A 22,240-nucleotide genomic window follows, 5' to 3' on the forward strand; every position below is an offset into this window, starting at 1 on the left:
TCCGGCACATGACGATGGCTTGCGGCACGGTCCAGCCGGCGGGGCAGGGCGGATGAGCACGGCATCGAGCGAGACGGACCTGAAGCATCTGGTCGCCGACATGGACACCGGCGGCCGCAACCCGTCCAACACGCTGGCGAAGAGCGTGCTGCTCTGCGTCGCGCTTCTGTGGTCGCTCTTCCAGCTCTGGTACGCCTCGCCGCTGCCGTTCCTGGTCGGGCCGGTGGTGCTCAACAGCACCCAGGCGCGCTCCATCCACCTGGCCTTCGCGATCTTTCTGGCGTTTTCCGCCTATCCGGCGTTCAAGGGTCAGCGCCGCGACACCGTGCCGGCGGTGGACTGGCTGATCGCTGCCGTGGCCGCCTTCTGCGCGGCTTATCAGTTCCTCTTCTACGACACGCTCTCGGGCCGCGTGGGTGTGCCCACCTGGTACGATCAGGCGGTCGCCGCGACGGGCCTGGTGCTGCTGCTGGAGGCGACGCGCCGCGCGCTCGGCCCGGCGCTGATGGTCGTGGCCCTGGTGTTCCTGGGCTACGTCTTCTTCGGCGACGCCGACATCGTGCCCGGCACGCTGCAATGGAAGGGCGCGTCCTTCGGCAAGGCGATGTGGCACCAGTGGCTGCAGACCGAGGGTGTCTTCGGCGTGCCGCTGGGGGTGTCGACCAGCTTCGTCTTCCTCTTCGTGCTCTTCGGCTCGCTGCTGGAGCGCGCGGGCGCGGGCAACTACTTCATCCAGATCGCGTTCGCGCTGCTGGGCCACATGCGCGGCGGGCCGGCCAAGGCGGCGGTGGTGTCCTCCGGCCTGACGGGCCTGATCTCGGGCTCCTCCATCGCCAACGTCGTGACGACCGGCACCTTCACCGTGCCGCTGATGCGCAAGGTGGGTTTCTCGCGCGAGAAGGCGGGCGCGGTCGAGGTCGCGTCCTCGGTCAACGGACAGCTGATGCCGCCGGTCATGGGCGCCGCCGCCTTCCTGATGGTTGAATACGTCGGCATCCCCTACTTCCAGGTCATCAAGCACGCCTTCCTGCCGGCGGTGATCTCCTACGTGGCGCTGCTCTACATGGTCCACCTGGAGGCACTGAAGGGCGGCATGGAGGGGCTGCCGCGCCGCCACCCACCCAAGCCGCTGGTGTGGACGCTGCTCTCAACGGGGCTGACGCTGGCCTCGATCGCGGCGCTCGCCGGCGGGATGGTGTGGCTGTTCGAGTTGGCGGGCATGCTGGCCCAGGGCGGCAACCTGTTCTGGGGCGCGATCGCGGTGGTGGCGCTCCAGGCGCTGGTGTACCTGGGCGTGCGCCGCGCGGTGCCCGCCGAAAGCCGCTGGCGCGTCATTTCCGGCGGCGCGCTCGTGCTCGGCAACGTCGTGCTGGGCGCGGCGGGTGTCTACGGCCTCGTCCAGCTGCTGGTCGCCTGGACCGGCCCGGCGGCGGTCTACGTCATCGCCGCGCTGGTCCTGGCGGTCTATGTGGCGCTGGTGGCGGTGTCGACGCGCGTGCCCGAGCTCGCCCACGACATTCGCGCCTACGGCGACCAGTTGCCGGACGTCGGGCTCACGCTCAAAGCGGGTCTGCACTACCTGCCGCCGGTGGGCGTGCTGGTCTGGGCGCTGATGGTGGAGCGGTTGTCGCCCAGCCTCGCGGCCTTCTGGGCCGCGGCCTTCATGGTGCTGATCCTGCTCACCCAGCGGCCGCTGCGGGCGCTCTTCCTGCGCAGCGGCGACATCCTCGCCGCAACGCGGAGGGGTGGCGTCGAGCTGTTGCACGGCCTCGTCACCGGGGCACGCAACATGATCGGCATCGGCGTGGCCACGGCCGCCGCCGGCATCATCGTGGGCACGGTGACGCTGACGGGCGTCGGGCAGGTGATGACGGCGTTCGTGGAAACGCTGTCGGGCGGCAACGTCATCCTGATGCTGGTCTTCACCGCGCTGCTCAGCCTCGTCCTCGGCATGGGGCTGCCGACGACGGCGAACTACATCGTGGTCGCCTCGCTGATGGCGCCGGTGGTGGTGCAGCTCGGTTCCGAAGCCGGGCTGGTCGTGGAGCTGATCGCCGTCCACCTCTTCGTCTTCTACTTCGGCATCATGGCGGACGTGACGCCGCCGGTGGGGCTGGCGTCCTTCGCCGCCGCGGCCGTGTCGGGCGGCGATCCGATCCGGACGGGTGTGACCGCCTTCTTCTACTCGCTGCGCACCGTGCTGCTGCCGTTCATCTTCATCTTCAACACGCAGTTGCTGCTCATCGACGTGGCGGGGCCGCTGGAGTTCACGCTCGTCGTCGCGGCGGGCACGGCCGGGCTGCTCGTCTTCGCCGCGGCGCTTCAGGGCTACATGGTCACGCACAGCCGCGTGTGGGAGCGGCTGGCGTTGCTGCTGGTGGCCTTCACGCTGCTGCGGCCGGGCTACTTCATGGAGCAGATCGTCCCCTCGATGCGGACCGTGGACCCGAGCCGGATCCACACGATGGCGGCGAAGCAGCCGGCGGGCGGCACCCTGCGCCTCGTGGTCGAGGGCATGACGATCGAGGGCACGGAAGCCACGAAGACGGTGCTTATCCCGCTCGGCGACGACACCGGGGCCAACGGCGCCGAGCGCCTGCGGCAGGGCGCCGGCCTGACCGTGGAAACCACGCAAGCGGGCGTGGTGGTGAAGCGGGTGCGCTTCGGCTCGCCGGCCGACAAAAAGGGCATCTCGCTCGACTGGCGCGTGACCGCCCTGCAGGTACCCGGCGATCAGCCGCCCAAGCAGCTGTTCTACATCCCGGCGCTGCTGCTGCTGGGCGGCATCTACGCCAACCAGCGCCGTCGCCAAAAGCTGCGCGGCCAGGCGGCCCGCACGGCCGTGGCGTCCTGACCCGCGTCGGCGTCGAACGGCCGGACCCGGCGCGGAGGCGTGTCGGCTTAGAGCGCTTTCGCAACCGTTCATTCATCGATCAGGGGTTCACGTCCGGGTTATTTTTCGGCCCACTGCCTGCCGCGGGCACGAGCCGGGTGCGCCCGCGAAACGCGCGGCGCCACCGCCGCGGGACCAGCAGCGGGGTTTGGGATGCTTGGCAACTGGGCCCGACTGCTCTTGGCCGCCGGTTTTGCCCTGGCCCTGGCCGTTCCCGCCCGAGCGGGCACGCCGACCCTCGACGTCTATGCCCCGCACTGGGAGGGCTACACGAACCCCGACGGCAGCGGCATGGGATGGGAGGTCGTCCGCGCGGTGTACGAGCCGGCCGGCGTGCGGGTGCGCTTCCACACCGTGCCCTACCAACGCGCGGTGGTGCGGGTGAAAAACGGCGAAGCCGACGCCTGGCTGGCGTCCTATGCCCACGAGCAAACCGGCGTGATCTACCCGGATTGGCACTACGACGCCGACCGGGTCAGCGCGGTGATGATGCGGGCCGAGGCGGCCGCCTGGACCGGCGTGGCGGCGTTGCGCAACCGGCGGGTCGCCTGGATGCCCGCCTACAACATGGACCAGTATCTCGACGTTCCGGTGGACCACGTTTCGGCCGTGGCCTCGCACGTGAGCGCGTTGCGGATGCTGAAGGCCGGGCGAATCGACTATTTCCTGGGCGCCGCCTACGAGATCGAGAACAGCCTCGAAAGCCTGCCCGACGACCTGAGCCGTTCCACGTTCACGGTGGAACACGCCTTCAATCTGAAGCTGTATCCGGGCTTTGCGCGAACGGAGGCGGGTCGGCGCTTCGCCGCGATCTGGGACCGCCGCATCCCGGCGTTGCTGGCGAACGGCACCTTGGCCCGGATCTACGACGCCCACGACTTCGAGGTCTGGCCGTTCGACGTGCCGCGCGAGCCCTGAGCAGGGCCCGTGCTCACCCGCTGGCCGGAAAGACCTGCCGCAGCGTCACCTGCTTCTGCCCGGTGGCGCGCAGGTGCTCACGCACGGCAGCGATGAGGGCCAGTAGCATTTCGTCCAGCGCGTCCGGCGGATCGAGCAGCACCATCTCCACGTCCGTGCGCGAGAGGGCGAGCAGCGGCGTGCCGTCCGGGTCCTGGCCGCGCGTGCCGACCCCGCCGACCGCCTTGATGTCGTGCAGGTGGTAGGTTTCGCCGCCCGCGTCCGCGTACAGCGGCGTCCAGCCGCCGTCGGGCTCGCGGGCGTACACGCCGGGGGCGGTCATGGGCGTCCGTTCCTCATGGCACCGTCACCAGGGCGTGCTTCTTCTTGCCAGCGGAGATCTTGATGGCGCCGTCGTCGCGCAAGTCCGCAGTGCTGACGGTGACGTAGGGATCGCCGACCTTGGCGTCGTTCACGCGGGCGCCACCGCCCTTGATGAGCCGCCGCGCGGCGCCGTTCGAGTCCGCCAGCCCCGCCTCGTGCAGCAGGGCGTACAGGTGTACGCCCTCGGCCAGCCGCTCGCGCTCGACCCGGACCTGCGGCAGGTCCTCGGCGAGCTGGCCCTGCTCGAACACCTTGCGCGACGCTTCGGCGGCGCGCTCGGCCGCGTCCTCGCCCCGGCACAGCTTGGTCGCCTCGTACGCGAGCACCTTCTTGGCCTCGTTGATCTCGGCGCCTTGGAGGTTTTCCAGGCGCGCGATTTCTTCCAGCGGCAGCTCGGTGAACAGGCGCAGGAAGCGGCCCACGTCCGCGTCCTCGGTGTTGCGCCAGAACTGGTAGTATGCGTAGCTGGAGAAGTTGCGCTCGTTCAGCCACACCGCGCCGTCGGCGGTCTTGCCCATCTTGTGCCCGGAGGCCGTGGTGAGCAGCGGGCAGGTGACGCCGTGCAGCTCGGCGTGTTCGATGCGGTGGCCGAGGTCGATGCCCTCGACGATGTTGCCCCACTGATCCGAGCCGCCGAGCTGGAGCCGGCAGCCGTAGCGCCGGTACAGCTCCAGGAAGTCGTAGGCCTGGAGCACCATGTAGTTGAACTCCAGGAAGCTCAGCGGGTGCTCGCGGTCCAGGCGCTGGCGCACGGACTCGTGGCCCAGCATGCGGTTGACGGAGAAGTGCCGCCCGTATTCGCGCAGGAACGCGATGTAGTTGAGGGAGTCCAGCCAGTCCGCGTTGTCCACCATGACGGCGTCGCTCGGGCCGTCGCCGAAGGTGAGGAACTGGCGGAAGATGTTCTTGATGGAGGCCTTGTTGGCCTCGATCTGCCCTTCGTCCAGCAGCTTTCGCTGCTCGTCCTTGCCGGAGGGGTCGCCGATCTTGGTCGTCCCGCCGCCCATGAGCACGATCGGCTTGTGGCCGTGGCGCTGCAGCAGGCGCAGCTGCATGATCGACAGCAGGTGGCCGACGTGCAGGGAATCCCCCGTGCAGTCGTAGCCCGCATAGGCCACCACCGGGGCGTGCTGGCTCAGCAGCGCGTCCAGCGCGGTCTGGTCGGTCGTCTGGTGGATGTAGCCGCGCGCCTGCGCGTCGCGCAGGAAGGTGGAGGCGGGCGGGTCGATCTGGGTCTGGCTCATGGCGGGTCTGGATCTTGCGGGCTCGGGTTGCGGCGATGACGGGGCATTAGCACACTGCCGCGCGTCTGCCAAAGCCGGGGGAGAACACATGCCGGGGGCGGAGCCGGTCCTGGCGCTGGGCCTGATGAGCGGGACGTCGCGCGACGGTGTGGACGCGGCGCTCATCCGCACGGACGGCGACCGCGCGGTCGCCCCGCTGGCGGCCACGACACGGGCCTACGACGACGCCTTCCGCGCACACCTGGCCGCGGCGGTCGCGGGGGACGCGGATCGGGGTGAGGTTGCGCGCGACCTGACGGACCGCCACGCCGATGCGGTCGAGCAGCTTCTGGACCAGGCCGGCGTCAGGCTCGATGCCGTCCGCGTCGCCGGCTTCCACGGGCACACGCTCGCCCACGATCCCGCGCGCGGCATGACGCACCAGCTGGGCGACGGGCTGCGCCTCGCCGAGCGCATCGGCATCGACGTGGTGGCGGACTTCCGCAGCGCCGACGTGGCGGCGGGCGGACAGGGCGCCCCGCTGGCGCCGCTGTATCACCGGGCGCTGGCCGAACAGCTTGAGCGCCCCTTGGCGGTGCTCAACCTCGGCGGCGTCGGCAACGTCACCTTCATCGGCCGCGACGACCGTGTGATCGCCTTCGACACCGGGCCTGGGAACGCCTTGCTGGACGATCTGGTCCGGCAGCGCGCCAACGGCTGGTTCGACTGCGACGGGCGGCTGGGCGCGGCGGGAACCGTGCACGAGCAGATGGTCGCCGGGTTCCTTACCGACCCCTTCTTCGACCGGCCGCCCCCCAAGGCGCTGGACCGCGACGCCTTCGACGCCAGCCACGCCGACACCCTGGGGCTGGCCGACGCGGCGGCGACGCTGACCGCCTTCACGGCGGCGAGCGTGGCCCGGGCGCGCGACCACCTGCCGGAAGCGCCCGCCCGCTGGCTGGTCGGCGGCGGTGGGCGCCACAACCCGACCCTCATGGGGGCGCTGCGCGAGCGGCTGGGCGTGCCGGTCGAGCCGGTGGAAGCGGCGGGCTGGAACGGGGACGCGCTGGAAGCGGAGGCCTTCGCCTACCTCGCGGTGCGCTCGCTGCGCGGCTGGCCGATGTCCCTGCCGGCGACGACGGGCGTGCCGGCGCCCCAGACCGGCGGGCAGCTTTTCGTGACAACCCGCGGCCAGCGGCAGGCGGGATAGGCGGCAGCCGCGCTCGGCGGCTGCCACCGTTAGAGCATCGTGCGTGAAATCGTGTCTGCCGAGAAAGCCGGAAATCTAGGGATAGGTTCGTGCTTTTCCGGTGCGAGCAGTTTGCGCGCCTGCGGCGCGCGAGCCTTGCGGCTGTCCACGCACGAGCAAGCAGAATCACGCCGGGACGGCCACGGCGGAGTGGGCGTCCGAAAGAGCTGATTCCACTTTACGGCGATCTGCTCTAAATGCCCGTCAGTCGAGCTTGCCGATCTCCGCGGCGACGTCGAGCATGCGCACGGAGAAGGCCCACTCGTTGTCGTACCAGGCGACGACGCGCACGAGGCTGTCGTCGATCACGTTCGTCTCGGGGATGTCCGCGATCGAGGACTCGGCCGTGTGGTTGAAGTCGGCGGACACCAGCGGCTCCTCGGCGATGCCCAGGATGCCCTTCATCCTGTTGGACGCCGCGGCGTCGCGCAGCGCGTGGTTCACGGACTCGATGGACGCGGGCTGCTTGGCGTCGAAGGTGAAGTCCACGAGCGAGACGTTGAGCGTGGGCACGCGGATGGCGCCGCCGTCCAGCTTGCCCTTCAACTCGGGCATGACCTCGGCCACGGCGCGGGCGGCGCCCGTGGTGGTCGGGATCATGTTGCTGGCGCCCGCGCGGGCGCGGCGCTTGTCCTTGTGCGTGGCGTCCACGAGGCGCTGGTCGCCGGTGTAGGAATGCACCGTCGTCATGTAGCCGCGCTCGATGCCGAAGGTGTCGTGCATCACCTTCACCACGGGCGCGAGGCAGTTCGTGGTGCACGAGCCGTTCGAGATCACGCGGTGCTCGGGCGCGAGCTTGTCCTCGTTCACGCCCATCACGACCGTCAGGTCGGCGCCCTTGGACGGCGCGGAGACGAGCACGCGCTTGGCGCCGGCCTCCAGGTGCTTGCCGGCGTCCTCACGCTTGGTGAACTTGCCGGTGCACTCCAGCACCACGTCGATGTCCAGCTCGCCCCAGGGCAGCTCGGCCGGGTCTTCCTTCTGGAAGAAGCGGACCGGCGCGCCCAGGCCGGCGTCCAGGCCGCCGTCCACCTGCTCGACCGGGCCCGGATAGGCCCCGTGCGTGCTGTCGTGCTGCAGCAGGAAGCTGTTGATGTCGAGGCCCGAGCGGTCGTTGACCGCCACCAGTTCGACGTCCTGACGGCTCTGCTCGCGGATTGCCCGCAGCACGAGCCGGCCGATGCGACCGAAGCCGCTGATCGCCACGCGCGTCGCCATGACGGCCGATGCCCTCCTTGATCCTCACATCCTGGGATGATCGCGTCCGGGGGAAGTGGCCGCACCGGCCGGCCGCGGCCAGTGCGGCGTCCTGTCGGGGCGTGAGGCGCCCCGGTTCTACGCGGCGTAGCGGCCCTGGGCCGCCGCGCTGGTCTGCTGTGCGCGCGCCATGAAGGCTTCGCGTGCCTGGTTGGCGTTGTCGTTGTTGCCGGCCCAGGTCTTCAGCGCCGCCTGCTGAAGCGCGCGGCCGTAGGAGAAGCTGAGCGGCCAGGGCGCGCCGTCTTCCTGCGCCAGCTTGTTGATCGCGTCCAGGTTGCGCGTCGCCTGCTCGTCGGTCTGCCCGCCGGAGAGGAAGACGATGCCCGGCACCGCCGCCGGCACGACGCGCCGGAAGGTGCGCAGCGTGGTCCGCGCGACTTCGGCCGCGCCGGCCTGCTGGCTCGCCTCCTTGCCGGAGAGCACCATGTTCGGCTTGAGCAGCATGCCCTCCAGGGCGACGCCCTGCTCGGCCAGCTCCGCAAAGACGCCGCGCAGCACGCGCTCGGTCGCCGCGGCGTGGTCGGCGATGGCGTGGGTGCCGTCCATCAGCACCTCGGGCTCGACGATCGGCACGATGTCGGCCTCCTGGGCCAGCGCGGCGTAGCGGGCCAGGGCGTGCGCGTTGGCGCGGATGCACTTCTCGCTGGGCTTGTCGTCGTCCACGGAGAAGACCGCGCGCCACTTGGCGAAGCGCGCACCCATCTCCCCGTACTCGGCGAAGCGCTCGCGCAGGCCGTCCAGCCCCTCGGTGACCTTCTCCGATCCCGTGGGCGCGAGGGGCTTGGCGCCGCGGTCCACCTTGATGCCGGGGATCATGCCCGCCTGCTCGATCTGCTTCACGAGCGGCTGGCCGTCCGGGCCTTCCTGGCGGATGGTCTCGTCGAACAGGATCACGCCGGAGATGAACTGGCCGATCCCCGGCGTGGAGAACAGCATGTGCCGATAGTCCCGGCGCGTGCGCTCGGTGGACTCGACGTTCACCTGATCGAAGCGCTTCTTGATCGTGTTCGTGCTTTCGTCGGCGGCCAGCAGGCCCTTGCCGTCGGCAACGATGGCCCGCGCCGTATCGTTCATGCGCTCGACGTTCATGGTCTCCGTCTCCCCGCGTCGGCTCCCAGCTGCCAGGGTCGTGTGCGTCCACCCGGATCGGGCGCGGTTACAGCCAGTCCTTCACCGTGGCGACCACGGCCTCGGGCGTGATGTTGAAGTGCTGGTACAGCTCTTTGTAGGGCCCGGAAGCGCCATAGCCCTTCATCCCGACGAAGGTGCCGTCCAGCCCGGTCCAGCGCTCCCAGCCGAAGCCGCCGGCGGCCTCGACGGCCACGCGCAGCGAGCTGGGGCCCAGCACCTCGTCGCGGTAGTTGGCGGGCTGCTCCAGGAAGAGCTCCCAGCACGGCATCGACACCACGGCTGCCTGGATACCCTGCTCGGCGAGCTGCTCCTGCGCCTGGACGGCGATCTGCACCTCGGAGCCCGAGGCCAGCAGCGTCACCTCACGCTGCTGCGCGGCCGGGCGCAGGATGTAGGCGCCGTGCGCGCAGGAATTCTCGCGCCCGCCGTCCGTGCGCAGCGTGGGTACGTTCTGGCGCGTCAGCGCCAGCACCGAGGGCCGGTCGTGATTGTTCAGCGCCAGCTCCCAGCACTCCGCCGTTTCCACGAGGTCGCAGGGGCGGAAGGTGCGCAGGCGCGGCATGGCGCGCAGGGCCGCGAGATGCTCCACCGGCTGGTGCGTCGGGCCGTCCTCGCCCAGGCCGATGGAATCGTGCGTCATCACGAAGATTGAGCGCACGCCCATGAGCGAGGCCAGGCGCATCGACGGCCGGCAGTAGTCGGAGAAGATCAGGAAGGTGCCGCCGTAGGGGACCACGCCGCCGTGCAGCGCCATGCCGTTCATGGCCGCGGCCATGCCGTGCTCGCGCACGCCGTAGTGGATGTAGTTGGCGTCGAAGTGGCCCCGGCTGGCCGCACGGTGCGCGCCCACCTTGGTGCTGTTGGAGCCCGAGAGGTCCGCCGAGCCGCCGATCAGCTCCGGCATCTCGTCGACGATGCGGGCGAGCACCTTGTTGGAGGCCTTGCGCGTCGCCGTCTCCGGCTTCTCCTCGGCCGCCTTTTCCTTGAGCTCGTGGATGGCGTCGGCAATGGACGCCGGCAGCTCGCCGCGCTGGCGGCGCTCGAACTCGCTGCGCGTGGCCTCGTCCGCCGCCGCGAGGCGCCGGTCCCAGGCCGCCGTCAACTCACCGCCGCCGGCGCCGACGCCGCGCCAGGCCGCGTAGATGTGGTCCGGGATCTCGAAGGGGCCGTAGGGCCAGCCCAGGCGCTCGCGCGTGGCCTGGATCTCGTCCTCGCCCAGCGGCGCGCCGTGTGCCTTCTCGCTGCCCGCGAGCGTGGGCGCGCCGAAGCCGATCGTGGTGCGGCAGGCGATCAGGGTGGGCTTGTCGCTCTCGCAGGCGCGCGCGATGGCCGCTTCCACCGCCGCCGGGTCGTGGCCGTCCACGCGCTCGGCGTCCCAGCCGTAGGCCCGGAAGCGCGCCACCTGATCCTGGGTGTCGGCCAACTCGGTGTCGCCGTCGATGGAGATGTGGTTGTCGTCGAACAGCACGACCAGCCGGCTCAGCCCCAAGTGGCCGGCGAGCGCCGCCGACTCGTGGCTGATGCCCTCCATCAGGTCGCCGTCGCTGGCCAGCACGAAGGTTCGGTGGCTGACGAGATCGTCGCCGTAGCGCGCGTTCAGCAGCCGCTCGGCGAGGGCCATGCCCACGGCGTTGCCCAGCCCCTGGCCGAGCGGGCCGGTCGTGGTCTCGATGCCGGGCGCGTCGCCGTATTCGGGGTGGCCGGCGGTGCGGCTGCCGAGCTGGCGGAAGCGCTTCAACTCGTCCAGCGTCATCTCCGGGTAGCCGGTGAGATGCAGCAGCGCGTACAGCAGCATCGAGCCGTGGCCGGCGGACAGCACGAAGCGGTCGCGGTCGGGCCAGTCGGGGCGCTGCGGGTCGAAGCGCAGGAACTTGGAGAACAGCACGGTGGCCACATCGGCCATGCCCATGGGCATGCCGGGGTGGCCGGAGTTGGCCTGCTGGACCGCATCCATCGCCAGCGCGCGGATGGCGTTGGCCATCTCGTCGTGGGTGGCGTGCGGGGTGCCGGCGCCGTCGGCGGCCGGCTGGGCGGGAGTGGACGCGTCCATGACGGTGGATATCCCCGTTCTCGTCCCATTGGAATATTGGGAAAACGCACGAACGCGCCCCGGCCAGCGGGCCGCGGCGTGCGTGCGGACCATGACGCCGGGGGCGTGCGCCGTCAACACAGCCGCGTGGCGTGACGGCGACACGGGTGCGCCGCTGTCAATTGACCATTCCGCCCCACGTTGGTGTAGTTTGCTCCGCGAAGCGAGCGGCTGAGGATCCCACGATCGCATGGCAACGCTGGATCAAGCGCTGAAACGGCTGGAAACCGCGGTGGACCGGCTGGAACGCGCCAGCGAGACGCATCTCGCCCACGACACGGACAAGGACGAGCTGGAGCGCCAGCTCTCCGCGATGAAGAGCGAGAACGAGCGCCTGCGCGAAGCCAACGACGACATCGCGGCCCGGCTGGACGCTGCGATCGGTCGCCTGAAGAACGTGCTGGAGGCCTAGCTTTGGCCCAGGTCGCCTTGGACATCAACGGCCGCCGCTTCGAAGTCGCCTGCGACGACGGGCAGGAACCGCACCTGCGCGCCTTGGGCGCGGAGATCGACCAGCGCGTGCGCCGGCTTGTCGACTCCGTGGGCCAAGTGGGCGAGATGCGGCTGCTCGTCATGGCCGGGCTGCTGCTTGCCGACGATCTCGACGAGCAGACGGGGCAGGTGACCGGCCGCACGCCGGCGCGGCAGCCCTCCGCGGAGGACGCAGAAACCGTCGAGCGCCTGCATGCGGTCGCCGAGCGCGTCGAGCGTGTTGCCGCGCGCTTCGAGGGCACCTAAGTTCCCGCGTGGGCGTGCTGCGGGGTTCGACCGGTCGAGCGACTCCCGGGGGCGTTACTTGAATGAACGGGAGCTGTCCCTGCCGGGACCCCTCGGGTCTCGGTAGCACGGCACCCACCTGGTCGACCGGCCCGTTGAGGAGGCTGGCAGACCGACGGCCCGCGCGGCACCGCCCACCCCTTTCCATCCGCCAGCCAGCCGGAGCCCGCCATGGCCGAGACGCCGGCCCCCGATCCCGCCTCCGGGCAGGATCCCGCCAGCCGGAAAAAGGCGCTGCGCAAGCAGGCCAAGCACCAGCGTGCGGAAGCGGCCGCCGCGCATCCCGACGCGGGCGAGCGGCTGGTGGCGCACGTGCTGGCGATGGTCGCGGACCGGCCGGGCGCCACCGTATCGGCCTACTGGCCCATGGGGGACGAAATCGACCCGCGCCCGGCGATCACGGCCTTGTACGAGCGCGGTCACACCATCGGCCTGCCGGTGATGCAGGGCGCGGACACGCCGCTGGTCTTCCGCCAGTGGTGGCCGGACGCGCCGCTCGCCGACGGCGGTTTCGGCACGCGCATGCCCACCGAGGCCGCGCCCGTCGTGACGCCCGAGGTGCTGCTGGTGCCCTTGCTGGCCTTTAACGGCGCGGGCTACCGCCTGGGCTACGGCGGCGGCTTCTACGACCGCACCCTGGAAAAGCTGCGCGGCGAAAACCCGGCCACGCTGGCGGTGGGGCTGGCCTACAGCGGCCAGCGCGTCGACGACCTGCCGGTGGGGCCGTACGATCAGCCGCTCGACGCCATCGTGACGGAAATCGGTCCCATGCCGCTGCGCCAGGCGGAGGGCTGACCGCCGCCATGCGCATCCTCTTCGTCGGCGACGTGATGGGCCGCGCCGGCCGCGACCTCGTGGCCAGCGAGCTGCCCGGCCTGCGGCGGCGCCTGCAGGCGGACTTCGTCGTGGTCAACGGCGAGAACGCGGCCCACGGTGCCGGGATAACCGAGAAGATCTGCACGCAGCTTCTCGAATCCGGCGCCGACGTGATCACGGGCGGCAACCACTCCTGGGACCAGCGCGAGGCCCTGAGCTTCATCGAGCGCCAGCCGCGCCTGCTGCGCCCGCACAACTACCCAGCGGGCACGCCGGGCCGCGGCGCCTCGGTGTTCAAGACGACGGGCGAGCGCTCGGTGCTGGTCATCAACCTGATGGGCCGGCTGTTCATGGACCCGCTGGACGACCCCTTCGCGGGCGTGGACCAGATCCTCTCGCGTCACCGCTTGGGCCACACCGTCTCGGCGGTGGTCGTGGATTTCCACGGCGAGGCGACCAGCGAAAAGATGGCCTTCGGCCACTACGTCGACGGCCGCGCCTCCCTATGCGTGGGCACGCACACCCACGTCCCCACGGCGGACGTCATGCGCCTCGACGGCGGCACGGCCTACCAGACCGACGCCGGGATGACGGGCGACTACAACTCGGTGATCGGGATGGACAAGCGTGCCCCCATCGCCCGCTTCACCAAGAAGCTGCCGACGGACCGGCTCGGCCCCGCGATGGGCGAGGCGACGCTGTGCGGGCTGTTCGTGGAAACGGACGACCGCACCGGCCTGGCCAAACGCGCGGAGCCGGTGCGCCTCGGCGGGCGGCTCGGCGAGCACGTGCCCGAGGTGTGACGGCGGTTAGCCGGACCGCTCCAGCGCGCGGAATCGCCGCACCTCGGCGTCCACCAACGCGGCCGCATCGCGGGCGGCGCGGGCGTAGCCGCTGGCGCGCGACGGTTCGGCCGCGGCCAGCACCCCGTCCAGCGCGGGCACGGCGTTTTCCTGCACATAGGACTCCACGATTCCGGCCGCGCGGGTACGCGTGGCTTCCGCCGCAACGGGGTCGGCCGGCAGGGTTTCCGCAAGCTGCAGCCCGCCGTTCGTCGTCGAGGCCATGGTGCCGTCCTCCCATGTGGCACAGCACGCCGCGACCGTGCCGGGTTTGGCATTAATCACCGGTTAATCGGCGGCGTGCGGGCCTTTCCGCCCGGTGCGCCGTGTTGTTACAGCATAGGGCGGAATATCCGAGGAACACGCGCGCACCGGCGACGCCGCCGCATCCGCCCGCGACACGCTGGCGGCGCCCGTCGCCGCACGCCGCGCGAGCACACCCGAAGGCGCAGGGAGATCGAGAGACATGGCGGGCCACTCGCAGTTTAAGAACATCATGTACCGCAAGGGCGCGCAGGACAAAAAGCGCGCCAAGCTGTTCACCAAGCTGAACCGCGAAATCACCGTCGCCGTGCGCGAAAGCGGGCCCGAGCCCGAATCCAACCCGCGCCTGCGCCAGGCCATCGCCACGGCGCTCTACAACAACATGCCCAAGACCAACATCGAGCGCGCCATCAAGAAGGCGACCGGCGCGGATGCCGGCGGCGAGTACCAGGAGGTGCGCTACGAGGGCTACGGGCCCGGCGGCGTCGCGGTCATCGTCGACGGGCTGACGGACAACCGCAACCGCACCGCCAGCGAGGTGCGCGCCGCGTTCAACAAGTACGGCGGCAAGATGGGCGAGCAGAACACCGCTGCCATCATGTTCGAGCGCATCGGCCGCATCGTCTACGGCGACGACGTGGCGGATTACGACAGCATCTTCGAGGGCGCCGTGGAAGCCGGCGCCAAGGACGTCGAGCACACCCCGCCCACGGGCGAGGACGAGACCACGGGCGCTTACGAGATCATCTGCGAGGCCGAGGACTTCTCCGAGGTGCGCGAGGCGCTGCGCGAGCAGTTCGGCGATCCGCGCGAAGCGCGGCTCGGCTGGCGGCCCATGTCGACGCAGCCGGTGAGCGAGGAGGACGCCCAGACCCTCTTCAAGCTGCTGGACGCGCTGGAGGACAGCGACGACGTCCAGCAGGTGACCTCGAACTTCGAGGTGTCCGCGGACGTGATGCAGCGGCTGACGGCCTGAGATGCGCGTGCTCGGCCTGGACCCGGGCCTGCGCCGCACCGGCTGGGGCGTCATCGAGAGCGCGGGCACGCGCCTGACGCACTTGGCCAACGGCGTGGTGACCACGGACAACACGCTGGACACGGCCCAGCGGCTGGTCGAGCTGCACGAGGGGCTGTCAGCCGTGCTCGGCACCTACCGGCCGGACGCCGCGGCCGTGGAGGAGTCGCTCGCCAACAAGAACGCCAAGACCTCGCTGAAGCTCGGCGTGGCGCGCGGGGTCGTGCTCCTGGCGCCGGCGCAGGCGGGCCTGCCGGTGACGCAGTACCTGCCCATGATCGTGAAGAAGGCGGTCGTGGGCACGGGCCACGCGGAAAAGCAGCAGATCGCGCCCATGATCCAGCGCCTGCTGCCCGGCTGCGCCGTGGACAACGAGGACTCCGCCGACGCCCTGGCGGTGGCCATCTGCCACGCTCACCACGCCGGCACGCGCACCAGCTGGGCGAGCGTGGCACAGCAGGGGCGGGCGTCATGATCGGCAAGCTGCGCGGCGCCATCGACGAGATCGACGAGGAATCCCTGCTGCTCGACGTGGGCGGCGTCGGCTACCTCGTCTTCGCGTCCTCGCGCACCCTGGCGGACCTGCCGCCGCGCGGGCACACCGCCACGCTCGTGATCGTCACCCACGTGCGCGAGGACCACATCCACCTCTACGGCTTCACCGACCGGGCGGAGCGCGACTGGTTCAACCTGCTGTGCACGGTGCAGGGCGTCAGCGTTCGTCACGCCCTTGCCATCTTGTCCGTGTTGGCTCCGGGCAAGCTGGCGGAGGCGATCGCGGCCCAGGACAAGCGCACGGTCTCGCGCGCGAACGGCGTGGGGCCGAAGCTGGCCGGCCGCATCGTCACCGAGCTGAAGGACAAGGCGCCCGGCCTCGCGGCCCCGGCCGCGGCCGCGGCGCCGGAGGCCGGTGCGGCCGAGGCGGCGGCCGACGACGGGGGCGGCGTGAGCGAGGACGCGGTTTCCGCGCTGGTCAATCTGGGCTATCAGCGGGCGCAGGCGTTCGGCGCCGTCTCGGCGGCGCGCACGCGCTTGGGCGATGACGCCGGGCTCGACGCGATCATCCGCGAGGGCCTGAAGGAGCTGACGGCATGAGCGAGCAGCAGGCCCGCGAGGTGCAACCGGAAGCCACCGAGGCCGACGCCGCCGAGGCCACGCTGCGCCCGCAGCACCTGGAGGCCTTCGTCGGTCAGCAGGAACTGCGCGCCAACCTGCAGGTCTTCATCGAGGCGGCGCGCTCGCGCGGGGAGGCGCTGGACCACGTCCTCTTCTTCGGCCCGCCTGGGCTGGGCAAGACCACGCTGGCGCAGATCGTGGCGCGCGAGCTGGGGGTGAACTTCCGCCATACCTCCGGCCCGGTAATCGCCAAGCCGGGCGATCTGGCGGCGATCCTGACCAACCTGCAGCCGCACGACGTGCTCTTCATCGACGAGATCCACCGCCTCTCGCCGCAAGTGGAGGAAATCCTATACCCAGCGATGGAGGACTTCCAGCTCGACCTTGTGATCGGGGAGGGGCCGTCGGCGCGCTCGGTGCGCATCGACCTGCCGCCGTTCACGCTCGTCGGCGCGACCACCCGCTCGGGCCTGATCACGAACCCGCTGCGCGAGCGCTTCGGCATCCCCTTGCGCCTGGAGTTCTACACCCCGGCGGAGCTGGAGCGCATCGTGCGGCGCAGCGGCGAGCTGCTGGGCGCGACGATGACCGCCGACGGCGCCGCCGAAGTGGCCCGGCGGTCACGCGGGACACCGCGCGTGGCCGGGCGCCTGCTGCGGCGCGTGCGCGACTTCGCCGCCGTGGAGGGCGCGGCCGAGATCGACGGGGCCGTTGCCGACCGGGCGCTGCGGCGGCTGCAGGTGGATTCCCAGGGGCTGGATTCCATGGATCACCGCTACCTCCGCTGCCTGGCGGAGACCTACACGGGCGGCCCGGCGGGCGTGGAAACCATGGCCGCCGCGCTGTCCGAACAGCGCGACGTGCTGGAGGACGTGATCGAGCCCTACCTGATCCAGCAGGGGCTGGTTCAGCGCACGCCGCGGGGCCGGCTGCTCACGGGCGCGGGCTACAAACACATGGGGCTGGCGCCGCCGGGCGATGCCGCGCCGGCCCGGGATCTGTTCAGCGGATCGGAGGACAGCGCTTCGTGACCACGCCTTCGGCACCGGGAAATAACGCGAGCGGGCCCGGCGACGCGGCCCTGTCGGGCCGGTTGGAGAACGGCGCGCACCGCTTCTGGGTGCGCGTCTACTACGAGGACACCGACGCCGGGGGAATCGTCTACCACGCCGCCTATCTGCACTTTGCCGAACGCGGGCGCACGGAGGCGCTGCGCCTGTGCGGCTTCGAGCAGACGGAGCTGCGCGAGCGCACGGGGATCATCCTGCCGGTTCGCGCCATCAGCCTGGACTACCGCCGCCCCTGCCGCCTGGACGAGCTGCTGGAGGTGCGCACCACGATCGCGCAGCGCTCGCGCACCAGCCTGCGCCTGCACCAGGCCATCGGCCCCAGCGGCGAGGCGGAGCCGCGCGTCGCCGTCGACGTGCGCGTGGTGGCGGTGAACGCCGAGGGACGCCCGACGCGCATCCCCGAGGTCATCGCCGAGCGCCTGCTGACCGCGCTGCCGCCGGCCGAAAGCTGACCCGGCCGCAGCCATCCCGTTCCACCGACACGAAAGAGCCGGACACGCCATGGCGAACGCCGCTGTCGAGACCGCACAGACCGTGGGCCCCGCCGCGGCCAACGACCTGACCCTGTGGTCGCTGTTCGTGGACGCCGACATCGTGGTCAAGTTCGTGATGCTGCTGCTGATCGCGGCGTCCGTCTGGACCTGGGCCATCATCTTCGAGAAGGCCGTGACGTTGCGCCGTCTGCGCCGGCGTGCCGACGCCTTCGAGGAAATCTTCTGGTCGGGCGGCTCGCTCGATGATCTCTACGACCGCGTGGCGCTCGCGCCGACGGACCCGCTGTCGGCGGTGTTCGTGGCGGCCATGCGCGAGTGGCGGCGCTTCACCGCGCGCGCGTCCTCGGCCAGGGACGAGACGGTGCAGAGCCTGCAGCAGCGCGTCGAGCGCGTCATGGACGTCACGATGGGGCGCGAGATGTCGCGCCTGGAACGCCAGATGATCTTCCTGGCCTCGGTCGGCTCGGCCGCGCCGTTCGTGGGATTGTTCGGCACGGTGTGGGGGATCATGAATTCCTTCACCTCGATCGCCGCGTCGCAGAACACCTCGCTGGCCGTGGTGGCGCCCGGCATCGCGGAGGCGCTGTTCGCCACGGCGCTCGGCCTGGTGGCGGCGATTCCGGCGGTCGTGGCCTACAACAAGCTGACGACGGATATCACGCGCTTCGGCGACCGCACCGAGGCCTTCGCCGGGGAGTTCTCGGCGATCCTGTCGCGTCAGCTCGAGGAGATGCAGTAAGCCATGGCCGGCGGCGACATGAACGGCGGGCCCAAGCTCGGGCGCCGGGGGCGGCGCCGGCGCGGCCACACGCCCATGAGCCAGATCAACGTGACGCCCTTCGTGGACGTCATGCTGGTGCTGCTCATCGTCTTCATGGTGACGGCGCCGCTCATCACCGTGGCCGTGCCCGTGCAGCTGCCGCGTACGGATGCGCAGACGGTGAACGAGCCCGTCGAGCCGCTGGTGGTCACGGTCAAGCAGGACGGCACCATCTTCCTGCAGGAAACCGAGGTGGAACCGGGCAAGCTGGTCCCGCGGCTGCGCGCCATCACCGAGCGCAAGCCGGGTACGCGCATCTATGTGCGCGGGGACGAGCGCTTGGCCTACGGCGAGATCATGGAGGTGATGGGGATCATCAACGACGCCGGCTTCACGCGCGTCGCGCTCGTGTCCAACCGCAAGGGCCAGTGAGCCCATGCGCTCGCCGCTGGTCTATTCGCTGTTGCTTCACCTGGCGGTGGCCGTCGGCCTGACCGTGGGCGCCCCCGATTTCGGCGATCCCATGCCCGCGGAGCAGCCCGTGCCCGTCAGCGTCGTCAGCGAGGAGGAGTTAGCGAAGCAGCTCGGCGAGGCGCCGCCGGAACCGAAAGAAAGCGAGCCAAAGCAGGCAAAGCCCGAGGAGCCGGAAGAGCAGGCCCCCGATCCGCCGGAGGAGCCGGCGGAGCCCGCCCCTGAGCCGCCACAGGAGCAGGCCGATACGTCGAGCGCGCCGGCCGTGCCCGAAAGTGCGCAGCAGCCCGATCCCGAGCCCGCGCCGGAACCGGAGCCCGAGCCCAAGCAGCAGGCGGCGGTGCAGCCGGCGGAGACCCCGGACCCCGCGCCCGAACCGGAACCGGAGGCGGAGCCAGCACCGCCGACGCCGCAGCAGCGCCCGGAGAAGCCGGAACCGGAGCCCGCCGAGCAGCCCGATCCGGAACCCGAGCCCGAGGAGTCGGCGCCGGAAGCGCAGGACCAGCAGCCCGAGCCCACGCCCGCGCAGCCGCCGGAAAAGCCGCGCGTGGAAATGGCCGAAAAGTCCGAGGAGTCCTCGGAACGCAACCTGGATTCGATCCTCAAGGACGTGGAAAAGTCCCTGGGGAACGAGTCGCAACCGGATCAGGCCAAGGCCGACGAGCCGGCGCCCGAGGAACCGCGCGAGCAGCAGGCCGCGGCCGAGAAGCAGAGCGACCGCGTCACGGCCAGCCAGCGCCAGGCCATCCGCCGCGAGATCGAGGGGTGCTGGAACGTCCCGGCGGGCGCGCGCGACGCTGAAGAGCTGGTGGTGAAGCTGCGCGTCACCTTCAACCCGGACCGCTCGGTGGGCTCGATCGAGATCCGGAACGACGAGCGCATGGACAACTCCTTCTTCTCCGCCGCCGCGCGTAGCGCCGCGCGCGCGGTGCACATCTGCTCGCCGCTGGAAAGCCTCCCGCCGGATGCGTACGACACGTGGCGCGTCATGGAGCTGACCTTTGACCCCAAGGAGATGCTGGACTCATGACCGTCGCTTGCCATCCTGATGGCGGGTGACCACAAAAACGTTGGCGCCGGGCCAAACTTTTGCCCCGTCCGTGCCCCATCCCTTGCCCAAGGCCGGCGCACCCGGCCGCGGGGACCGAGCCGCAAACGGAGACACCATGGCGCCGTGGAGCCGCCGACGCTTTCTCTCGACCAGTTTCCGCACCGCCCTCGCGGCCGCGCCGGCGATGACGCTCGCACCCGCGGTCAGGGCGGCGCTGAAGCTGGACATCACGCGCGGGCAGGTGGAGCCGCTGCCCATCGCGGTGACCGACTTTCACGGGTCCAGCGCGGCGCTGCACGAGCGCGGCGGGCGGATCCGTGACGTCATCACGCAGAACATGCAACGCTCGGCGCTGTTCGAGCCCATCGACCAGCGCGCCTTCATCCAGGAACCGGCGAGCCTGCAGGGCGGCCCGCGCTTTTCCGACTGGCGCCAGATCAACGCCCAGGCGCTGGTCAGCGGCTCCATGCGCGAGGCGGAGAACGGCCAGCTGCGAGTCGCCTTCCGGCTGTGGGACGTCTTCGCCGAGCAGCAGATGACGGGGCTGGCCTACACCACGCAGCCGGACAACTGGCGGCGCGTGGCGCACATCATCTCCGACGCCATCTACCGCGAGCTGACCGGCGAGCAGGGCTACTTCGACACGCGCATCGTCTACATCGCCGCCGAGGGACCGCAGACCGACCGCACCAAGCGGCTCGCGATCATGGACCAGGACGGCGCCAACCACCGCTACCTGACGGATGGCGCCAACCTCGTGCTCACGCCGCGCTTCTCGCCGACGACGCAGGAAATCACCTACGTCAGCTACGTCCAGCGCATGCCGCGCGTCTACCTCTACAACCTCAACACCGGCCAGCGCGAGGTGATCGGCGAGTTTCCGGGCATGACCTTCGCGCCGCGCTTCCACCCCGACGGCAACCACGTCGTCATGGCGCTGGACACCGAAGGCAACGCCGACCTTTACGAGCTGGATCTGCGCACGCGCGAGCGCCGGCGCCTGACCGAAGGACCCTCGATCGACATCTCGGCGTCCTATGCGCCCGACGGCAATCGGCTGGTGTTCAACTCCAACCGGGGCGGGAGCCTGCAACTCTACACGATGAACGCCGACGGCACCGACGTGACCCGCATCTCCTTCGGCGACGGGCGCTACGCCACCCCCGTGTGGTCGCCGCGCGGCGACCTGATCGCCTTCACGCGCCAGGCGGATGGCGTCTTCTACATCGGGGTCATGCGCCCCGACGGTTCCGACGAGCGCATGCTCACCAAGGGCTACCGCGTGGAAGGGCCGAGCTGGGCGCCCAACGGCCGCGTGCTGTGCTTCTTCCGCCGCGATCGGGCGAATGACGAAGGCGAGTTCAAGAGTTCGCTGCGCACCATCGATCTGACCGGCTTCAACGAACAGGAGCTGGAAACCCCCATGGATGCCTCCGATCCGTCCTGGTCGCCGCCGCTGCCGTAAGCGCGGCGCGTCGCCCGGGCCCGTCGAAAGCGCAGCGTTTTTTCGATGAAAGACATGGATTCACCCCGGTGCGCGCGATCCGACGAATGGTTCGATTTGTCGTTTACGCGAAACCGGGGTGCCGGTGCCTTCCAGGTGATCTTGAAGCGACTTGGCGGTGTGGCTAGGCTCTGCCCGACTGACATCCGTGCCCGCCGCCCATCGGACCGGGGGACCGGTGGATGCGTCGGGCGCCGCACCGCCATCCCGAGGGCGCACATCCAAGGGGGCCGACCCGGATCGCGGGCGCTCACCACACCAACCGCCGGGGACAGATCGCAAAGGGGACAACCATGTGGCGACTCGCATCCGCGCTGACCGCCGCGCTGCTTCTGGCGGCGTGCTCGACCACGCCGGACAAGCAGGCCGAACAGACCAGCACGAACACGGAAACCCAGGTCGAAACGCAGAGCAGCGGCGACCAGTCGGGCACGACGCAGGGTGAAAAGGCCGAGACCGGCGACGTCCAGCAGGAGGAGCTGGACGAGGGCCCCGAGCCGGGTACGCAGCAGGATCTCGTCGTCGACGTTGGCGACCGCGTCTTCTTCGCCTTCGACAAATCCTCGCTGAGCGATGAGGCGAAGCAGACGATCGAGCGCTTGGCCGCGTGGATGCGCGAGAACGCCGACACCACGATCACGATCGAGGGGCACGCCGACGAGCGCGGCACGCGCGAGTACAACCTCGCCCTGGGCGCCCGCCGCGCCAGCGCGGTCAAGGACTACCTCGTGGCGCTCGGCATCAACCCCAATCGCCTGCAGACGGTCTCCTACGGCGAGGAGCGCCCGGCGGTGCTCGGCTCCAATGAAGAGGCCTGGGCGAAAAACCGGCGCGCCGTCTTCAAGGTGGACGACACGGCCGCGGGCACGACCTGATCGCGGTGAGCGCCGCTTGGCGTCCACATTTGTGCCATGAAGATCGGCCACGCCGGTCCTGA

At 70.5% G+C, this 22,240-nt stretch carries 23 protein-coding genes; 17 read left to right on the forward strand and 6 right to left on the reverse strand.

What is annotated here, in order from left to right:
* Positions 1–52: 52 nt before the first annotated feature.
* Positions 53–2,854 (forward strand): TRAP transporter permease, encoded by a 2,802-nt coding sequence (locus BLQ43_RS02005; RefSeq protein ID WP_090018434.1) that lies wholly within the window; start codon positions 53–55, stop codon positions 2,852–2,854.
* Between the two features lie 192 nt (positions 2,855–3,046).
* On the forward strand, positions 3,047–3,811 hold the full coding sequence (locus BLQ43_RS02010) for a substrate-binding periplasmic protein (protein ID WP_090018435.1): 765 nt from the start codon (positions 3,047–3,049) through the stop codon (positions 3,809–3,811).
* A 13-nt stretch (positions 3,812–3,824) separates the two neighbouring features.
* Here the strand turns inward: BLQ43_RS02010 and BLQ43_RS02015 are convergent, their stop codons facing one another.
* Both BLQ43_RS02015 and tyrS read right to left on the reverse strand, forming a co-directional pair.
* Positions 3,825–4,133, reverse strand: a complete 309-nt coding sequence (locus BLQ43_RS02015; protein WP_090018436.1) for a hypothetical protein — start codon at positions 4,131–4,133, stop codon at positions 3,825–3,827.
* 13 nt (positions 4,134–4,146) lie between these two features.
* Positions 4,147–5,403: a tyrosine--tRNA ligase gene (tyrS, locus tag BLQ43_RS02020; RefSeq protein WP_437123467.1), complete on the reverse strand. Its 1,257-nt coding sequence runs from the start codon at positions 5,401–5,403 to the stop codon at positions 4,147–4,149.
* Between the two features lie 103 nt (positions 5,404–5,506).
* Here tyrS and BLQ43_RS02025 point away from each other — a divergent pair, with 103 nt between their 5' ends.
* Complete coding sequence (locus BLQ43_RS02025) at positions 5,507–6,607, forward strand: anhydro-N-acetylmuramic acid kinase (RefSeq protein WP_090018438.1); 1,101 nt, start codon at positions 5,507–5,509, stop codon at positions 6,605–6,607.
* Positions 6,608–6,850: 243 nt separating this feature from the next.
* Here the strand turns inward: BLQ43_RS02025 and gap are convergent, their stop codons facing one another.
* From gap to tkt, 3 genes are all read right to left on the reverse strand, one after another.
* On the reverse strand, positions 6,851–7,864 hold the full coding sequence (gene gap, locus BLQ43_RS02030; protein WP_090018439.1) for a type I glyceraldehyde-3-phosphate dehydrogenase: 1,014 nt from the start codon (positions 7,862–7,864) through the stop codon (positions 6,851–6,853).
* Positions 7,865–7,981: 117 nt separating this feature from the next.
* Positions 7,982–8,992: a class I fructose-bisphosphate aldolase gene (locus BLQ43_RS02035; protein ID WP_090018440.1), complete on the reverse strand. Its 1,011-nt coding sequence runs from the start codon at positions 8,990–8,992 to the stop codon at positions 7,982–7,984.
* Positions 8,993–9,059: 67 nt separating this feature from the next.
* The gene (gene tkt / locus BLQ43_RS02040) at positions 9,060–11,084 is read right to left on the reverse strand and encodes a transketolase (protein WP_090018441.1); all 2,025 of its coding nucleotides are present in this window, start codon (positions 11,082–11,084) and stop codon (positions 9,060–9,062) included.
* A 229-nt stretch (positions 11,085–11,313) separates the two neighbouring features.
* Here tkt and BLQ43_RS02045 point away from each other — a divergent pair, with 229 nt between their 5' ends.
* The 4 genes from BLQ43_RS02045 (at position 11,314) to BLQ43_RS02060 (ending at position 13,519) form a co-directional block, all read left to right on the forward strand.
* On the forward strand, positions 11,314–11,535 hold the full coding sequence (locus tag BLQ43_RS02045; protein ID WP_090018442.1) for a DUF4164 family protein: 222 nt from the start codon (positions 11,314–11,316) through the stop codon (positions 11,533–11,535).
* Positions 11,536–11,537: 2 nt separating this feature from the next.
* Positions 11,538–11,861, forward strand: a complete 324-nt coding sequence (locus BLQ43_RS02050) for a cell division protein ZapA (protein WP_090018443.1) — start codon at positions 11,538–11,540, stop codon at positions 11,859–11,861.
* A gap of 210 nt (positions 11,862–12,071) precedes the next feature.
* Positions 12,072–12,695 (forward strand): 5-formyltetrahydrofolate cyclo-ligase, encoded by a 624-nt coding sequence (locus BLQ43_RS02055; RefSeq protein ID WP_090018444.1) that lies wholly within the window; start codon positions 12,072–12,074, stop codon positions 12,693–12,695.
* An 8-nt stretch (positions 12,696–12,703) separates the two neighbouring features.
* Positions 12,704–13,519 (forward strand): TIGR00282 family metallophosphoesterase, encoded by an 816-nt coding sequence (locus BLQ43_RS02060; protein WP_090018445.1) that lies wholly within the window; start codon positions 12,704–12,706, stop codon positions 13,517–13,519.
* Positions 13,520–13,525: 6 nt separating this feature from the next.
* On the opposite strand, the gene BLQ43_RS02065 is transcribed toward BLQ43_RS02060, so the two are convergent.
* Complete coding sequence (locus tag BLQ43_RS02065) at positions 13,526–13,783, reverse strand: hypothetical protein (RefSeq protein ID WP_090018446.1); 258 nt, start codon at positions 13,781–13,783, stop codon at positions 13,526–13,528.
* Positions 13,784–14,024: 241 nt separating this feature from the next.
* On the opposite strand from BLQ43_RS02065, the gene BLQ43_RS02070 reads away from it, so the two are divergent.
* The 10 genes from BLQ43_RS02070 to pal all read left to right on the forward strand — a co-directional run bounded on the left by BLQ43_RS02070 (position 14,025) and on the right by pal (position 22,178).
* Positions 14,025–14,798, forward strand: coding sequence for a YebC/PmpR family DNA-binding transcriptional regulator (locus tag BLQ43_RS02070; protein WP_090018447.1), 774 nt, complete (start codon positions 14,025–14,027; stop codon positions 14,796–14,798).
* A gap of 1 nt (position 14,799) precedes the next feature.
* Complete coding sequence (gene ruvC, locus BLQ43_RS02075; RefSeq protein WP_090018448.1) at positions 14,800–15,312, forward strand: crossover junction endodeoxyribonuclease RuvC; 513 nt, start codon at positions 14,800–14,802, stop codon at positions 15,310–15,312.
* The gene (gene ruvA / locus BLQ43_RS02080; RefSeq protein WP_090018449.1) at positions 15,309–15,932 is read left to right on the forward strand and encodes a Holliday junction branch migration protein RuvA; all 624 of its coding nucleotides are present in this window, start codon (positions 15,309–15,311) and stop codon (positions 15,930–15,932) included. The genes ruvC and ruvA overlap by 4 nt, the downstream gene beginning before the upstream one ends.
* Positions 15,929–16,984, forward strand: a complete 1,056-nt coding sequence (gene ruvB / locus BLQ43_RS02085) for a Holliday junction branch migration DNA helicase RuvB (protein ID WP_090018450.1) — start codon at positions 15,929–15,931, stop codon at positions 16,982–16,984. The genes ruvA and ruvB overlap by 4 nt, the downstream gene beginning before the upstream one ends.
* Positions 16,981–17,475 carry a YbgC/FadM family acyl-CoA thioesterase gene (locus BLQ43_RS02090; RefSeq protein WP_218119085.1) on the forward strand — a complete coding sequence of 165 codons (495 nt, stop codon included), beginning with the start codon at positions 16,981–16,983 and terminating at the stop codon, positions 17,473–17,475. The genes ruvB and BLQ43_RS02090 overlap by 4 nt, the downstream gene beginning before the upstream one ends.
* A 49-nt stretch (positions 17,476–17,524) precedes the next feature.
* On the forward strand, positions 17,525–18,256 hold the full coding sequence (tolQ, locus tag BLQ43_RS02095) for a protein TolQ (RefSeq protein ID WP_090018451.1): 732 nt from the start codon (positions 17,525–17,527) through the stop codon (positions 18,254–18,256).
* Between the two features lie 3 nt (positions 18,257–18,259).
* Positions 18,260–18,709 carry a protein TolR gene (gene tolR, locus BLQ43_RS02100; protein ID WP_245659414.1) on the forward strand — a complete coding sequence of 150 codons (450 nt, stop codon included), beginning with the start codon at positions 18,260–18,262 and terminating at the stop codon, positions 18,707–18,709.
* A gap of 4 nt (positions 18,710–18,713) precedes the next feature.
* A complete protein-coding gene (gene tolA / locus BLQ43_RS02105; protein WP_090018452.1) occupies positions 18,714–19,778 on the forward strand; it encodes a cell envelope integrity protein TolA in 1,065 nt (354 codons plus the stop codon).
* 136 nt (positions 19,779–19,914) lie between these two features.
* Complete coding sequence (gene tolB, locus BLQ43_RS02110; protein WP_090018453.1) at positions 19,915–21,264, forward strand: Tol-Pal system beta propeller repeat protein TolB; 1,350 nt, start codon at positions 19,915–19,917, stop codon at positions 21,262–21,264.
* 332 nt (positions 21,265–21,596) lie between these two features.
* Positions 21,597–22,178: a peptidoglycan-associated lipoprotein Pal gene (gene pal / locus BLQ43_RS02115; RefSeq protein WP_090018454.1), complete on the forward strand. Its 582-nt coding sequence runs from the start codon at positions 21,597–21,599 to the stop codon at positions 22,176–22,178.
* The last annotated feature ends 62 nt before the right edge of the window (positions 22,179–22,240 follow it).

The sequence above is a fragment of the Limimonas halophila genome, from assembly GCF_900100655.1.
GTDB lineage: Bacteria > Pseudomonadota > Alphaproteobacteria > Kiloniellales > Rhodovibrionaceae > Limimonas > Limimonas halophila.